This window comes from Ruegeria sp. SCP10 (assembly GCF_040329495.1).
In the GTDB taxonomy this organism is placed as follows: domain Bacteria; phylum Pseudomonadota; class Alphaproteobacteria; order Rhodobacterales; family Rhodobacteraceae; genus Ruegeria.
Genome location: NZ_JBDZYF010000009.1, coordinates 120,345 through 135,723, shown reverse-complemented (window position 1 = coordinate 135,723; position 15,379 = coordinate 120,345). Strand labels below are relative to the sequence as shown.

Genomic DNA, 15,379 nt, shown 5'->3' with positions numbered 1-15,379 from the left:
GAGTCCTCTACGCCCATTTCACTGCTTTGGCGAGAGGGAAGCGGTCTGCGCACAATCACCCTGCACAGATGCAGAGGTCAGTAAAAATTCTGTGGGTCGATATCGACGGTCAGGCGGATATCGCCCTTCAGGCGCAATGGGGCGATCCAGCGGGCGATGGCATCCTGAATCGGCGCCCCTTTGGGGGCTTTCACCAACAAGCGCACTCTGTGGCGGCCGCGTATACGCGCAATGGGTGCCGGCGCCGGGCCAAAGACCTGAGCACCGATGGCGCGCAGGGGCGCGTCGTTGCGGGCCATTGCATTGCCGATATCGAAGACCGGCCCGACCTCGGGCCCCGACAACACGATCCCGGCCATGCGACCATAGGGCGGCACGCCTGCCGCCTGCCGACCCGCTGCCTCGGCTTTCCAGAACCCTTCCTCATCACCCGACAGGATGGCCCGGATCACCGGGTGTTCCGGTTGAAATGTCTGCAAAAGCGCCTGCCCCGGCTTGTCCGCCCGTCCCGCGCGCCCAGCCACTTGCCGCATCAATTGAAACGTGCGCTCGGCCGCGCGCAGGTCCGCGCCGTGCAGGGAAAGGTCAGCGTCAATTACACCGACCAATGTAAGCTTGGGAAAGTTGTGCCCCTTGGCCACCAACTGCGTACCGATGATGATGTCGGCATCCCCGGCGGCGATCTCTTCTATCTTGGCTTTCAATGCCCGGGCTGAACCAAAAAGATCGGAACTCAGCATCGCGATTTTCGCCTCGGGGAAGGTCGCCTCGGCTTCTTCCGCCAGCCGTTCGATCCCCGGCCCGACCGGGGCCAGCTTGCCCTCTACGCCGCAGGAGGGGCAGGCATCGGGCATCGGCTTGGTTTCGCCACATTGGTGGCACATCAATCGCTTGAGAAACCGATGCTCGACCATGCGTGCGTCGCACTGATCACAGGCGATCTGCTCGCCACAGGCCCGGCACAACGTGACCGGCGCATAGCCACGGCGGTTGATGAACAACAGCGATTGTTCACCTTTTTCGATCCGCTGCTGCACCGCTTGCCGCAAAGACGGAGAAACCCACGTTCCGGGCGGCATCTGCTCGGCCCGCATGTCGATGGGCTTCATCTCGGGCAATACCGCCGCTCCGAAGCGCGAGGTCAGGTCAAGCCGTTCATACTTGCCCGCCTCGGCATTGGCCCAACTTTCCAGCGAAGGTGTCGCACTGGCCAGAATCACCCGCGCGCCACAGATCGCCGAGCGCAGAACCGCCATGTCGCGTGCACTGTAGTGCACGCCGTCTTCCTGTTTGTAGGACGTGTCGTGTTCTTCATCGACGACCACAAGCCCCAGGTCTCGAAATGGCAGAAACAGCGCCGACCGGGCGCCCACGACCAGTTGCGCATTGCCCTGCCCGACCATCCGCCAGACCCGTCGCCGTTCCGTCATGGTTGCACCGGAATGCCATTCCGCCGGGCGCGCACCGAACCGCGCCTCGACCCGGGTCAGAAATTCTGCGGTCAGGGCGATCTCGGGCAGTAGGACCAAGGCCTGCCGCCCCATGCGCAATGCCTCGGCCACGGCCTCCAAATAGACCTCGGTCTTACCGGAACCTGTAACGCCTTTCAGCAGCGTGGTGCCGTAATCGCCGGTCCGCTGCCCGGCCTGAAGCCGTTTGACCGCCGCTGCCTGATCCGCTGTCAGGTCTTTCCCGGGAAGGTCCGGATCAAGATGAGGATAAGGCAGGTCGCGCGGGCTGTCCTCTTCGCGCACGGCGCCTTGTTGGACCAACCCTTTTACCACGGATGACGTTACACCCGCCTGCTCGGCGAGTTCCTTCAAGGTGAAAGCCAGCCCGCCATAGTCGCGCAATACCCCCAAAACCCGGGCCCGGGCGTCTGTCATTCGGTCTGGTTGACCTTCACCCAGCCGATAGACCTTGCGCATCGATGGCGGATCACCCAAGCCCGGTGCCCGCGTCGCCAGACGCAGCATCGCGGGCATGGGTGTCAGAGTGTAATGGGCGACCTTTTCCAGAAACACCCGCATCTCTTCACGCATCGGTGCAACGTCAAGAACCCGGATCACCGAGCGCGCCTTGCTCAGGTCAAAGCCGCCCTGCCCCGGCCCCCAAACCACCCCCAGCACCTTGCGCGGGCCCAAGGGAACCTCGACAAAAGCGCCCAGAACGCACCCGCCTTCGGGCGCCTTGTAATCCAGCGTCCGGTCCAGCGGCTGCGTTGTAAGCACCGCAACCAGCTCTCCTTGGTCGAAAAATCCGTTAGCGCTCACGGCATATCCTTCGCAGGGGGTTCCAGCAGGGGTCTCTTTGAGGTAAAGCCATCCGCGACCAAGGCCAACCCATCAAAGGACTGCCCTCATGAAATTCTTCGTAGACACCGCCGAGATCGACGCCATTGCCGAACTGAACGATCTGGGCATGGTGGACGGCGTAACCACCAACCCTTCGCTGATCCTGAAGTCGGGTCGCGACATTCTGGAAGTGACCAAAGAGATCTGTGATCTGGTCGATGGCCCGGTATCGGCCGAGGTTGTCGCCACCGAAGCCGACGACATGATCGCCGAAGGCCGCAAGCTGGCCAAGATCGCGCCGAATATCGCCGTCAAAGTGCCGCTGACATGGGCCGGCCTGAAAACCTGCAAAACCCTCAGCGACGAAGGCCAGATGGTCAACGTAACCCTGTGTTTCTCGACCAATCAGGCGATTCTGGCGGCCAAAGCAGGCGCAACCTTCATCTCGCCCTTCATCGGTCGTCTGGACGATATCAACCTCGATGGTATGGACCTGATCGCCGACATTCGTCAGGTCTATGACAATTACGGGTTCGAAACAGAGATTCTGGCCGCTTCGATCCGCACCGTGAACCACGTGACCGACAGTGCGCGCATCGGGGCCGATGTGATTACTGCACCGCCAGCCGTGATCAAGAAACTGGCCGATCATCCTCTGACAGACAAAGGTCTGGAAACCTTCCTCGCCGATTGGGCCAAAACCGGTCAGCAAATCCTCTGATCCTTTTGCACAACCGCGCGGTGCCGATAGGCACCGCGCCCTGCCCAACTGTGCGGGGCTGATCTCTGATCAGCGCCAAACAGGCGGGAGCGCTCGCCACACGGGCCAATTATTCCATCAAAAGATGTATTTTTCCCAAGGCAAAACCGGTCCATCATGTTATAAGCCGCCAAAACAAAGAATACCGACCGGACGGGACATGAGCAGCAACCCAAAACTTGAAGACAGCCTTCGCGCTGCGATTCTGGCCAAACCAGATGCCTTGCTGGATGACAAAGACCTGATGCAGGCATTGGTCAGCGCAAATGAACAGGCGCGCGGTGAAAACGTGATCGACTTGCGTGGCATTGCCATGCAGCGGCTCGAAGCGCGGTTGGACCGGCTGGAAGACACGCATCGTTCCGTAATTGCGGCGGCCTATGAAAACCTGGCTGGCACCAATCAGATCCATCGCGCCATTCTGCGGCTTCTCGAACCCGTTGAGTTCGAGGATTTTCTGCGCATCCTGGGCAATGAAGTTCCCGAAATTCTGCGCGTCGATCGGATCACCCTGGTTTTGGAAACCGCCATCCTGCAAGACGACCCGGCGATCGATAAGCTGGGCGGTGTTCTGACGGTCGTTGAACCCGGTTATGTCAACAGATACCTCTCACGCGATCGCGGCAGCACGGTGCGCGACGTCACTTTGCGCGAAATCCGACAGCCCAACCCGCGCATCTTTGGCAGCGACGCCGACCATCTGCGGTCCGAGGCATGCCTCAAGCTGAATCTGGGCACAGGCCGCCTGCCAGGCATGATCGTGATGGGCGCCACAGATCCGCGCCATTTCACGCCGCAGCTTGGCACTGATCTTCTGGCCTTCTTCGCAGGCGTATTCGAACGCTCGATGCGCCACTGGCTGTCGTGAGCTTGATTTCACCGGCTTGCAGGGATGCCTTGCAGCACTGGCTAGAAAGCCTTGGTGCGCTGGCTGGACGATCAGACAACACTCAGACCGCATACCGCGGCGATGTCACTGATTTTCTGTCCTTCATGACACTCCACCACGGAGATCGTCCGGGGCTTGCAGCACTGGAACGCATTTCGATCTCGGACATGCGGGCATGGATGGCGCAACTGCGCGCAGACGGGGTCGGCGCGCGGTCGCTTGCGCGCAAACTCTCGGCTGTCAAAAGTTTCTACCGATGGCTAGCTGAACGGGAAGGGTTTGAACCCACGGCCGTTCTGACCACACGCGCGCCCAAGTTCACCAAAAAACTGCCGCGTCCCTTGGCCCAGGACGCAGCCCGAGCCATGATCGATACGGTCGAATTGCAGGCAACATCAAATTGGGTTGCCGCGAGAGACGTAGCGGTTGTCACCCTACTCTATGGTTGCGGCTTGCGGATATCCGAGGCTCTGTCGCTCACCGGGTCAGATGCCCCATTGCCGCAAACCCTGCGCATCATCGGTAAGGGTGGCAAAGAACGCATCGTGCCCGTAATCCCTGCGGCGCGCGAGGCTGTCGACCGCTACTTACACCTTTGTCCACATCCTCAGTCGTCTGAGGCACCTCTGTTCCGCGGTGTGCGCGGTGGCGCATTGAACCCGCGTGCCATTCAAGGGGTGATGGCCAAAGCTCGTATGCAACTGGGTTTGCCGTCAACGGCAACGCCCCATGCCATGCGGCACAGCTTCGCCACGCATCTGCTGTCTGCCGGTGGCGATCTTCGGGCTATTCAGGAACTTTTGGGGCACGCATCGCTTTCGACGACCCAAGCCTATACAGCCGTTGATACCGCGCGCTTGATGGAGGTCTACAACCGCGCTCATCCCAAGGCCTGACCCCGACCAAACAGGTTTCTTGGACAGTAGGACGCGTAACCTGGCTTTTGGTTTGCATCTTGGACACGCATCGTACATGACACTCGCATGACACTCAGATTCAAAGCCTTAGCCGTCCATCTTTTCACTGCAACGGGCGCCGTTTTTGCCATGTTGGCCATGCTGGCCGCGGTCGAAGGTGAATGGAGCCTGATGTATCTGTGGCTGGTGGTTTCGTTCATCGTCGATGGGATCGACGGACCGCTGGCGCGGCACTACCATGTCAAAAAGAACGCACCCGAATTTGATGGCGTGCTGCTGGATCTGATCATCGACTATCTGACCTATGTATTCATCCCGGCTTATGCCCTGTTCAAGTCGGGCCTGATGGACGGATGGACGGGTTGGTTTGCGATCATCGTGATCACATTTGCCAGCGCAATGTATTTTGCCGATACCCGCATGAAGACAAAAGACAACTCATTCTCGGGTTTTCCGGGATGCTGGAACATGGTTGTGATCGTGATCTTCGCGCTTGAACCCAACTTCTGGGTCAGCCTGGTCCTTGTCACACTTTTGTCGATTGCGATGTTCCTGCCGCTTAAATTTGTCCACCCCGTGCGGACCGAACGGTGGCGCAGCCTGACCCTGCCGATGGCATTCGCCTGGACCTTCTTCGCCGGCTGGGCGGCCTGGGTCGATTTTCACCCCGAAAGCTGGGCGCATTGGGGTCTGGTGGTCACAAGCCTCTATCTGGTCTTTGCGGGTATTGCGCAGCAGATTATTCCGCGGCGCGGGGCTACATAACGTCCTGAACCTCGAACTCAGTTCCATTGTGTGTGAAGACATCACCTGTCTGAAGCCCGACCATGGCAAGGTAGATGGGGCTTTGCGTTGAAATCCCCATATAGGTCTTTCCATCCACGTCGAACCGGGTTGTCGAGACGCAAACAATGAAACGGCGATTGTTGAACTTGATGACAGCCCCCGGCTGAACCGTATCGGTCAAACCAAAATCAGTGTTTTCGATCACATCGATCTTGGCGTGATGGGCATGGACAGGTGCGTCAAAAGCGGCGGCCAAATCCGCATTCTCGCGCGAGGACGCGATATCATCTTTGTCATGCGCTTCGCGGTCGTCCAGCTGAGCATCTTGGAGAAAGGCGTCATAGTGCGCCTGTGCCGTGGCAAGCTCCTGTGCTTCCAGCGACATCAACTTATCAGTAATTGCTTTCTTGCGAGCGGCGCGATCTGCCTCGGTCATCATAAGATCCCTTCAACTGCGGTATCTTGTATAAGTTGTGCACCTGATTGCCGGAATGCAACTGAAATCCGGTTGTCAGATCAACAGACCAGCCGCCTTTTCGTGGCGCAAGAGGGCCACCTTTGTTTCGACCCCACCATCGCCCGAGAACCCGCCCAGACCCGTTGCCGACAGAACCCGGTGACATGGTATGATCACCGGGATCGGGTTGGCCCCGCAGGCCTGCCCGACCGGTTGAGCCGGTTGTCCTAGCTGTTTAGCAATCTCGCCATAGGTCACGGTTTCGCCTAGTGGTATGGCAAACATCAGATCACAGACTTGCCGTTGAAACTCTGACCCTTCGATGTGATAGGGCAGATCAAAGCATGTCAGCTCTCCGGCGTCATAGGCACGCAACTGGGCTGCCGCCTCGCGCAGCAAGGGCGTAGCTTCGCCGTCATCCTGGCCATGCCAGACCAACCGGGTGATCGCCCCGTCCACCTCGGCAACGCCCAACCTTCCGAATTGTGTTTCAACTGCGATCATGGCCATGGATCAAGGCTTTCAGATCAAGGCAACCAGCGCAAGAGGGTCCGTTAGCCCCTGCTTTGGGGTTTTGGCGATTTCGTGCTAAGCTTGCCCCATTGTTAAAGGAATTGGAGTTATTGGTATGGGACGGCATTTGGTCCTGACGGTCCATGGTATCGGCGAACAGAAACCCGGTGAAACCGTGGATCAGGTGGTTGGCGCAGCAACCACGTGGTTGGACGGAAAATCCCAGCCCCCCATCGAAGTCGAGCGCGAGATGATCGAGCTGGCCGAAAGAAATTTCGATGACTCGCACCGCAACGCCAAGCTGTTCAAGGTCAATCTACGCAAAGTGTCCAAACCCAATGACACAAGGGATCAGGCCTTGTTTGCCGAGGTCTTCTGGGCAGATCGCTCGCCTGCGCCCAAAGGGGCTATCAAGACGGCAATCGACCTGATCTGGGTGGTTCTGGCACTGGGCTACCTGGCGATGGACAATGTGGAACAAACCCATGCGCGCAAGGGGATTAAAGCGGGTGCAGAGAATTCTCGAAACACTTATGCGGCCAAAATCGTTCACCTGTTCACTTGGGTTTTCTTCGGCGCGGTCGCGACACTGAATTCATATCTTCTGATCGGCGCTGGCGCGGTGATGATCCGATCGCTGAAAACAGAGCTGGCTCAAGGCTGGGGTGTGTTGTTCACGCTGTTGCTGCTGATCTATTTGGGCGGAACGCTGGCCGGGTATCTACGGTTCAAGACCGCCCCGACCTACCTGCGACGCGTGTTCTGGTGCGGCATCGGATGTGTCGGCCTAGTACTGACAGCTGCTCTGATATCGGGGCCTTATGGTCTCGAGCTTTGGGCGTTGCCGTGCGACGAAGACGGCAAGGGGCCGGGATGCGGCTCTGCGCTAGAGCAGCTTGTCGTCTTTCAACTAATGATCCTTGGCGGCATCTGGGCGTTTCTGATTCTGTTGACGGTAATCCTGTATCTGATCTCGCTACTGAAGCTCGAGGTCTCGGATGGCTTGGATGGACATCGGCGGCTCTATCCCAGCATCTGCGCCGGGATGCTGGTTTTCTGGATGTTCTTCATATCCGGGCTTTGGCTTGCGTTTGAAAAAACGCTCAAAACAGTACCCAGCCTGTCAAACCCGACGCTCGAGGGGTTATTCGCCGGGAACCTGAGAAACTCCCTCGACACGCTCAGCATCGCATTTGGCGCCATCGCCCTGTTGGTCGCACTGGGGATTGGCCTGTTTATCGGACGCAAGCTGGGCAAGACGAGACTCCACGAGAAGCATCATTTTCTGAGCCGGGCCATTCTGAACCAGTTGGCACAGTTGGTGTTCTTCATCGCGGCGATAAGTCTGGCCATCGTGGCGGTCAGCGAGTTGTCCCTCGTGATCTTTGGAATCGACCTCCATTGCACCACCACGACAAACGCCGAGGGGGTGGCGCAATCAGGCGAAGGCAACAAAACCTGCAATGCCATAGGCAACGGCCTGAGCAAACTCACCGTAGCGCAAGGCTGGATTGGTGTGATTGTGCTGGGCGCCACCGCCTTCCTATATCGGTTTTCGAACGTCGTCGCGGCGGGTCTGGGCGTGGCCCGCGATATCGTGACCTATGCGATACGCGATAAATGCGCGTTGCGTTGGTCGCTAAAGAATCGAAGCAGCAACTACCCGGACCGCCACGCCATTGATGAGCGGTTCTACAGAACGCTCTACTATGCGCTGGATATCTTCCCTGCCGATCACATCACGGTGATCTCACATTCTCAGGGCACCGTGATCGCTACACAGATGTTGGCGGATGAGCGGGTGCAAAAGCGCATCAAAGGCCGCCCTGTCACGCTGATCACGATGGGTGCGCCGGTGACCCACATCTACCAGAGATATTTCCCTGAGATGTTCACTGTCGACCCACAAAAGTTGGGGGCGACATGGTTCAATATCTTCCGCCAAGATGATTTCGTCGGCACCCGGATTGACGGAAACCTCATTCCCAATGACAGGAATATCGACGTTCCACCCGGCGGGCATACGGGATACTTCACCGACCACAAGGTTTGGACAAAGTTGACAGGGGAAATGATCGGGTTTCACCTGTTCAATCCCAAGAGACACTGAACAGGCGTGCCCCCTCTGTTTCCAGAGGGGGTCAGATGCTTACCCAAGTGCCTCGTTGCAGCGTCCGCAAACGCCGGGATGGGCGTGCAGCCCAACGTCAGGCAGGATTTTCCAGCAGCGTTGGCATTTGGCACCTTCGGCCTTTTCAAACACCACCGAGACGCCTTCGATCTCCGGCACGCGGAACGCCTCGGCCGGGGACGGATCGCCGGTGACAGTCAGGCCGGAGGTGATACACATGTCGTCAACATCGAAGGTTGCCAGCAAATCGCGAGTTTCGCTGTCTTCCACATGTACGACCGGCGCGGCCTCAAGGCTCGATCCGATCACCTTGTCCTGACGCTGAACCTCTAGTGCCGCAGTCACAGCCCGACGCACACGTCGGACCTTGGCCATGTTGGCTTCCAGCTCTTCATTGCGCCAGTCGGCGGGCGTTTCCGGGAAATCCACCAGATGGACCGAGCTGTCATCGCTTGGGAAGCGCTCCAGCCAGACCTCTTCCATGGTGAACACCAGAACCGGGGCCAGCCATGTGGTCAGGCGGTGGAACAGGATGTCCAGAACCGTACGCGCCGCACGCCGACGGTCGCTATCGCCGTCACAATACAGAACGTCCTTGCGGACGTCGAAATAGAAGGAAGACAGATCGACCGTGGCAAAGGTAAACACCGCACTGAATACGCCCTGAAAATCGAAGGACGCATAGCCATTGCGCACCTGTTCATCCAATTCCGCCAGTCGGCTGAGCACCCAGCGCTCCAGACGCGGCATATCCTGCGGCTCAACCCGGTCGGCCTCAGAAAAATCAGCCAGAGAACCCAGCATGAACCGCATCGTATTGCGCAGGCGGCGATAGCTGTCGGCGGTGCCTTTCAGGATTTCCGGCCCGATCCGCTGGTCGGCGGTATAGTCGGTCTGAGCAACCCACAGGCGCAGAATATCGGCGCCATATTGTTTGACGACCTCTTCCGGCACGATGGTGTTGCCCAGCGATTTGGACATCTTGTTGCCCTTGGCATCCAGCGTGAAACCATGGGTCACCACGTTGCGGTAGGGTGCGCGGCCCTTGGTACCGCAGGCTTGCAGCATCGAAGAATGGAACCACCCGCGGTGCTGGTCGGTGCCTTCCATATACACATCGGCGATACCGTCTTCGGTGCCGTCTTCGCGATCACGCAGCACAAAGGCGTGGGTCGAGCCGGAATCGAACCACACATCCAACACGTCAAACACCTGATCGTAGTCGTCCGGGTTGTAGTCATTGCCCAGGAACCGCTCTTTCGCGCCTTCAAGATACCAGCAATCCGCACCGTCCTGCTCAAACGCTTCCTTAACACGAGCATTCACTGCCGGGTCGCGCAGCAGGAAATCGGGGTCGGTGGGCAAAACGCCTTTCTTGGTGAAACAGGTCAGCGGCACTCCCCAGGCGCGCTGGCGGGAGAGAACCCAATCCGGGCGCGCCTCGATCATCGAATACAGGCGGTTGCGCCCGGTTTGCGGCGTCCATTTCACCAATTCGTCAATGGACCGCAGGGCACGTTCGCGGATGGTATCCCCCATCTCACCCATGCCATCGTCCAGCTTGCGGTCAACAGATGCAAACCACTGCGGCGTATTACGGTAGATGATCGGAGCCTTCGAGCGCCACGAATGCGGGTAGCTGTGCTTGATCTTGCCACGCGCCAGCAGCCCGCCGACCTCGGCCAGCTTGTCGATGACGGCTTTGTTCGCGTCGCCCTCACCACCCTTACGAGACAGGATGTATTTGCCGCCAAAGAACGGCAGATCGGCGCGGAACGAGCCATCGTCCATCACGTTATAGGTGATGACCTGCTCGAGCATGCCCAGATCGCGATAGAGTTCGAATTCCTCCATCCCGTGGGACGGCGCGCAGTGGACAAAGCCGGTGCCCTCGGTATCGGTCACGAACTCAGCGGCGCGGAAGTCGCGGATGTCGTCCCATTCGCCATTGCCGCCCTCAGCCCCAGCCAGTGGGTGCTTAAGGCTGAGCGTTGCAAGCTCATCAGCGGTGACGTCGCGGACACGGGTCCACTGATCGTCGTTCAGACGCGCGCGGCCCAGCACATCGGCGGCAAGATTGTCGGCCAGCAGGAATTTGTCACCAACCGCGGCCCAGCACTCATCAGGTGCACCGGTGACTTCATAGAGGCCATACGAGATGTCCGATCCATAAACCACGGCTTTGTTGGACGGCATGGTCCACGGGGTCGTCGTCCAGATCACAACGTAAGATCCGTCAAGATCGCCAAGTGGTTGCACCTGCCCCACTTCGCCGGTGACCGGAGGCGTGGTTTCATTGATCAAGACCTTGAATTTCACCCAGATGGTGAAGCTTTCCTTGTCGTGATACTCGACCTCGGCTTCGGCCAGCGCGGTTTTCTCAACCGGCGACCACATAACCGGCTTGGACCCCTGATAGAGCGTGCCGTTCATCAGGAATTTCATGAACTCATCGGCGATCACGGCCTCGGCGTGATAGTCCATGGTGATGTAGGGATCGGGCCAGTTGCCGGTGATGCCCAGGCGCTTGAACTCTTCGCGCTGGATGTCGATCCAGCCTTCGGCGAACTTGCGGCATTCCTGACGGAAGTCGACGATGTTCACCTCGTCCTTGTTCTTGCCCTTCTTGCGATACTGCTCTTCGATCTTCCATTCGATCGGCAGACCGTGGCAGTCCCAGCCCGGCACATAGCGCGAGTCAAAGCCCATCATCTGATGGGACCGTACGATCATATCCTTGATGGTCTTGTTCAGCGCGTGGCCGATATGCAAATGGCCGTTTGCATAGGGCGGGCCATCATGCAGAGTAAAGGGCTTGCGGTTCTCTTTTTCACGCAGGCGGTCATAGACACCGATTTTCTCCCAGCGTTCCAACCATGCGGGTTCGCGCTTGGGCAGGCCAGCGCGCATGGGAAAGTCAGTTTTAGGCAGGTTCAGCGTGTCTTTGTAGTCAGGTGTTTGGGTCGTGTCGGCGCACATTTGGGGCGTCCTCAGGATGGTCTGGTCGTGTGTAGATCGAAGCGGTCAGCGCGATAACTCAAGCACCTTTGCCCGGCGTCTCGCGATATCAGAGCGCCGGGGATATAATTCGAATAATGATGGCCAAACGGTCAAACATGGCCGCGCTTATAGGACGCCCGCGCCTAATGGTCCAGAGGCTCAGGGCCTTCCACCCCATGACGCAGTTTTGCCCAGCGGTTGAGCCATGCCAGACCCGCCAGCGCCAGCCCCAATGCAAGCAGCGAGAACACCCGGATCAACCCACCCAGACCCGCGATATCGATCAGGAAGACCTTGGCCACCGCCAGCCCGATCACCGCCAGCCCCGCCTTGCGCATCAGGTCGGACCGGCGCGCCAGAGACTGATAGAACAGCGCGGCACCAATCAGCAGCAAAGCCATGGTGTAGGTATAAAGTTCGGGCTGAGTGACCCCGTTGGCCTCAAACATGCCATCAGCGCCTTGCCAGACATGACGGATCATCAGGCCTAGCCAAACAGCCGCCAACGCGATGCTCAGACCATAGCAGGATCGTTGCAACCAGAGTGGCGTCGCAGGAATGCGCCATGCCGAGAGCCCAATCGCCAGCGCAGGCAACAGATAGGCAACGGCCAGCGTATTCAGCACGGGCGGGCCGAAAACCGGCTCGGCAAAAGGGTTCAGTAGCGGGTTGCCGATCTCCAACGCTTCGAACAACCGCATCAGACCATGCCCGGCAAAAAACAGCGCCAGCGCATAGCGCAGATAGGTCAGCTTGCCGCCCAGTTCGAACCGTTGCACCTGCGCAAAAGCCAGCAGCAACCAGATGACCGACAGCAGACCTAGCCCCCAGTGGCTGTTCTGCGCGCCGCCTTCGCCGAAGGTTTCCAGCCAGCGCAGCAAAAGCAGTGACAGCAGGATGCCGCCGGTCGCCCAAGCGGCGCTTTCCAGCAGCATCTTGGCAATTGGGCGGTCCAGCGGTTTGATCAGAATCCATCCCGCGACGAATCCAGCCGTTGCAGCGCCATAGACCAATGTCATCTCCCACAGGGGCGCGGTGTCTGCCCAGCGCAAACCGGGGTCCAAAACTAAGCGCACGGTTACCGTGAACACTCCGGCCCAAATGAACCAGCTCATCTGTGGCAGGGTGAACCGGCGATCCAGCGCCGCCGCCACAACAATCGTTGCGACCAACGCGATGGTCAAAGCGGTCGAGCTGAGGACAATGACACAGGCAAAGGCCAGGCAGGACAGCGCGGATAAGGTGGCCAATGCAGGCCGCAATCGGTTATCCGCATCAACCCGCGCGAACCGTTCTGCCAGCCCCACCATCAACGCACCCAAAACGATAGCGTGCAATGCCCAAGGGTATGGGCCGATCACGGTGGCGGGTTTCCAGCTTATTTCCAATGCTATGGCCATTGCGGGGGCAAACAGCACCGCTGCCGCGGCCCAAACAGCGGCATAACGCTCCGCGCCAAAGGATCGCCAGGCGGCGAGGATGGAAATCAAAGCGGCCAGCGCCATCAATCCAGTGACCACCATCGGGGCATCTGCTTCAACGGTTTCGGCATAGGTGGCCGCGAAGGTCTGCGCGACGACCCCTCCGTCCAGCCCGTGCATGAGGACAAACGCGATCAGACCAATGGCCGGGAACACAGTCACGTCTTGCAGAGCGGGCGCATCTTTGGCCCACAGGATCAGGCCCAGCAGTAGCCCTGTTAACAGGATGATGCCCAGCCAGAATTCCCCAGACGAATCCGCCCAATGTAGTGACAGGATTGCCGAACTGACCGCGACTGCAGCAAAGGCCACACGCGTCGGAAACTCAGGCCAGGGATCCCCTTTCTTGCGTCGTATCAGCTCGGCCACCATTGGGCCGGTGTGATCGGGCCAAAGGCGCCGTGCGGGGACCGCAATTGCCAACACCGCCAGTGCCGTGGCGCAGGTCAGATAACCGGGTTCCGTCAAGGGCGCAGACAATACCAACAGCAAGCTGGAGGCATAGGCAGCGAACAGGGTCAAAACCGTGATCCATGCCCAACGGCGCACGGTATCGATACCCAGCCCCAGAAGCGCGAGAATGAAGAAATACCCATACAGCCAGGTTGGATCATCCGAAGATCCGCCGACCATAAAGGGCGCTGCAAAACCGCCCAGCAAGCCAACTGCGGCCAGTAAGGGACCATGAAACCAACCCAGAACCAATCCCAGAAGCACGATTAACACCATGCCGCCCAGTGCGGCTTCGGGTGAGATCAGGTCGTATAGCTGCCGGGCGGCCAGAACACCTCCGAACAAGGTCACCAGCCCTGCACCAGAGAAGACGGATGGCAGATAGGCGGTGCTGGCGTCTTCATCATCGCCAAACTTGCGACGGACAAACTCGCCCGCGGCGATCAGAGCCGCGCCAAAGGCCAATGCGGCGGCAACACGTGCTGATGGTGGCAGCAGACCGTTCTCAACCCCGTATTGAACCAAAAAAATCCCAGCCAGCGCCAAGGACAGGGCTGAGACGGCATAGAACCAGTTTTCACGCAACCAGCCCCAAAGCGCGGCAAACCGATCCTGCCGAAAGACAACAGCGCGTTGCGTGTCCTCTACTTCGCTTGTCTCAGGTTCGATCTTGGCAGCAGGCCAGGGCGATTGAGCAGGCTCAGCGGCAGGTGCAGGTTCCTCCGACTTAATCTCAGGTTCTGGTGGCAGAGCCTCTTTCGGTGTTGGAGGCAAAGCCACAAGCTGCTTTTCCAACTGCTCGACCCTGCGACGCAATCGTGTTTGCCCAACCAACAGCACAATGATCGTGAAAGGTATCGCCAAAATAATCAGGCCAAGAAGAACAAGCAGCGATTCCAATTGAAGCTCCGTAGCTGTTATCGGCGCAAGCTACACCGCTTGGGTCCCAGAGCAACAGTCAGGAATTCCAGCCAATGCGGTCAGGGATGAAACAGCGATCCAACTAGATAGGCAATCGCCGCCGCTGCGCCGCCGATCAGCAGCGTCTCAAACCCGGATTTCCACCAACGCACCAACGACCATCGGCTTTTCAAGGCACCAATGGCAAAGAACACACCCATCGTCATCCAGGCCGAGATTGCAAAGGCATTTTCCAGCGCGATCAAAAAGGGCAACAACGGGATCAAACCAGCTAACAAAAAAGCAAAAAACGTAGCCAGCGCTGCCTTGATGGGATGCGGATCGACGCTGCCCAGTCCGTATTCGCCCTCGATCATAAGATTGATCCAACTTTCGTGGTTCGAGGTGATGGCGGCTGTTGCATCGTCCAGCACTGGCCCTGACAGACCTTTCTGCGCCAGAATTTCACGCACTTCGTCCTGTTCCCCTTGGGGATAGAGCGCGATGTGGCGTTCCTCGATCGCACGGATGCGTTCAATATTGTCCAGTTCAGCCTTGGTGCCCGAGTAATTCCCTGCCGCCATCGAAAACCCATCGGCCAGCACATTCGCCAGCCCAAGCGCCACGATGACAAACGATGACAGCCCAGCCCCAGCGACACCTGCCACGATGGCAAATGTGGTGACCGAACCGTCGATACCCCCATAGACCACATCGCGCAAAACGCCGCGGCCCGGTGGTGCGTTGATCCGCTGTGCGATCTCCTGCTGGCTGTGACCGTGATCTGTCATGGCTGGC

The 15,379-nt window shown here is 58.8% G+C and carries 11 protein-coding genes; 5 read left to right on the top strand and 6 right to left on the bottom strand.

Annotated elements, in window-relative coordinates; all coding sequences use genetic code 11:
* Nucleotides 1-77: 77 nt before the first annotated feature.
* The gene (locus tag ABLN87_RS17125; protein WP_353012439.1) at nucleotides 78-2,273 is read right to left on the bottom strand and encodes a primosomal protein N'; all 2,196 of its coding nucleotides are present in this window, start codon (nucleotides 2,271-2,273) and stop codon (nucleotides 78-80) included.
* A gap of 88 nt (nucleotides 2,274-2,361) precedes the next feature.
* Here ABLN87_RS17125 and fsa point away from each other — a divergent pair, with 88 nt between their 5' ends.
* The 4 genes from fsa to ABLN87_RS17105 all read left to right on the top strand — a co-directional run bounded on the left by fsa (nucleotide 2,362) and on the right by ABLN87_RS17105 (nucleotide 5,625).
* On the top strand, nucleotides 2,362-3,015 hold the full coding sequence (fsa, locus tag ABLN87_RS17120) for a fructose-6-phosphate aldolase (RefSeq protein ID WP_353012436.1): 654 nt from the start codon (nucleotides 2,362-2,364) through the stop codon (nucleotides 3,013-3,015).
* 199 nt (nucleotides 3,016-3,214) lie between these two features.
* Nucleotides 3,215-3,922, top strand: coding sequence for a DUF484 family protein (locus ABLN87_RS17115; RefSeq protein WP_353012433.1), 708 nt, complete (start codon nucleotides 3,215-3,217; stop codon nucleotides 3,920-3,922).
* Entirely contained in the window at nucleotides 3,919-4,839 is a 921-nt protein-coding gene (locus ABLN87_RS17110; RefSeq protein ID WP_353012431.1) for a tyrosine recombinase XerC, read from the top strand. The genes ABLN87_RS17115 and ABLN87_RS17110 overlap by 4 nt, the downstream gene beginning before the upstream one ends.
* Nucleotides 4,840-4,926: 87 nt before the next feature.
* A complete protein-coding gene (locus tag ABLN87_RS17105; protein ID WP_353012428.1) occupies nucleotides 4,927-5,625 on the top strand; it encodes a CDP-alcohol phosphatidyltransferase family protein in 699 nt (232 codons plus the stop codon).
* Here the strand turns inward: ABLN87_RS17105 and ABLN87_RS17100 are convergent.
* Together ABLN87_RS17100 and ABLN87_RS17095 are read right to left on the bottom strand one after the other, a co-directional pair.
* On the bottom strand, nucleotides 5,618-6,082 hold the full coding sequence (locus tag ABLN87_RS17100; protein ID WP_353012425.1) for a hypothetical protein: 465 nt from the start codon (nucleotides 6,080-6,082) through the stop codon (nucleotides 5,618-5,620). The genes ABLN87_RS17105 and ABLN87_RS17100 overlap by 8 nt on opposite strands.
* A gap of 75 nt (nucleotides 6,083-6,157) precedes the next feature.
* Complete coding sequence (locus tag ABLN87_RS17095) at nucleotides 6,158-6,613, bottom strand: methylated-DNA--[protein]-cysteine S-methyltransferase (protein ID WP_353012422.1); 456 nt, start codon at nucleotides 6,611-6,613, stop codon at nucleotides 6,158-6,160.
* Nucleotides 6,614-6,731: 118 nt separating this feature from the next.
* On the opposite strand from ABLN87_RS17095, the gene ABLN87_RS17090 reads away from it, so the two are divergent.
* A complete protein-coding gene (locus tag ABLN87_RS17090; protein WP_353012419.1) occupies nucleotides 6,732-8,726 on the top strand; it encodes a hypothetical protein in 1,995 nt (664 codons plus the stop codon).
* Nucleotides 8,727-8,765: 39 nt separating this feature from the next.
* Here ABLN87_RS17090 and ileS read toward each other — a convergent pair whose 3' ends face one another.
* From ileS to ABLN87_RS17075, 3 genes are all read right to left on the bottom strand, one after another.
* Complete coding sequence (gene ileS, locus ABLN87_RS17085) at nucleotides 8,766-11,726, bottom strand: isoleucine--tRNA ligase (RefSeq protein ID WP_353012416.1); 2,961 nt, start codon at nucleotides 11,724-11,726, stop codon at nucleotides 8,766-8,768.
* 164 nt (nucleotides 11,727-11,890) lie between these two features.
* Entirely contained in the window at nucleotides 11,891-14,581 is a 2,691-nt protein-coding gene (locus ABLN87_RS17080) for a DUF2339 domain-containing protein (protein WP_353012413.1), read from the bottom strand.
* An 80-nt stretch (nucleotides 14,582-14,661) separates the two neighbouring features.
* A complete protein-coding gene (locus ABLN87_RS17075) occupies nucleotides 14,662-15,372 on the bottom strand; it encodes a VIT1/CCC1 transporter family protein (protein ID WP_353012410.1) in 711 nt (236 codons plus the stop codon).
* Between the last annotated feature and the right edge of the window lie 7 nt (nucleotides 15,373-15,379).